Source organism: Leptotrichia sp. OH3620_COT-345, from assembly GCF_003932895.1.
Classification (GTDB): domain Bacteria; phylum Fusobacteriota; class Fusobacteriia; order Fusobacteriales; family Leptotrichiaceae; genus Pseudoleptotrichia.
Window position 1 is genome coordinate 1 of the sequence record NZ_RQYW01000094.1, and the last position, 623, is coordinate 623.

Annotated in this window: 1 protein-coding gene; it reads right to left on the reverse strand. The window is 37.4% G+C overall.

What is annotated here, in order from left to right:
• On the reverse strand, nucleotides 1-560 hold a 560-nt coding region (locus EII29_RS11495; RefSeq protein WP_158612543.1), incomplete at its 3' end, for a hemagglutinin repeat-containing protein.
• Nucleotides 561-623 lie beyond the last annotated feature (63 nt).

Below are 623 nucleotides of genomic sequence, written 5' to 3' on the forward strand. Positions count from 1 at the left end.
GCCATATTCATTCCCGCATTATATGCTCCAAATCCTCCATTAATGTAATCTTCTTTATGTTTTGCCCTCTTTAAGCCCTTACCTGCTTCCCATACTTGTTGTGCTGCTCCTATTATCGGTATCCCTACATTTATTCCTGCTCCTACATAAGTATTCTTTGTTACTCCGTCTATTATACGTTCTGAATGCATATCAAGTATTCGAATATCTTTTCCCGTGTACGTCAATTTACCGCCTATAATCCCATTAGTCGGTCCTAAGTCTATATTCCCTTCGTCACTCTTTAATGTTACATTTCCTACAACATTAAGTTTGTTCGATATTATATCGCTTCTTACTTCTCTTATCCTGTCTTCACTTTTTCCATAACCCACTCCTGCATTTATACCGTTCCAACCTACCTTTATACTTCCCTTTATACCGCTTACCTTATGTTCTTCTTCTCTTAAACTTTTTTCTACTCCGGGTAATATTTCAAGACCTTTCTTACCTCTTAAATATACATGTCTTGCTGTCTGTATATCGGCTCCTACCACTTTAAGCTTGCCTTCCGAATCCATCCTTATTCCCGATTCATTATATAACTGACTCAGTTTGTATCTATCCCTGCTGTTACTTACATA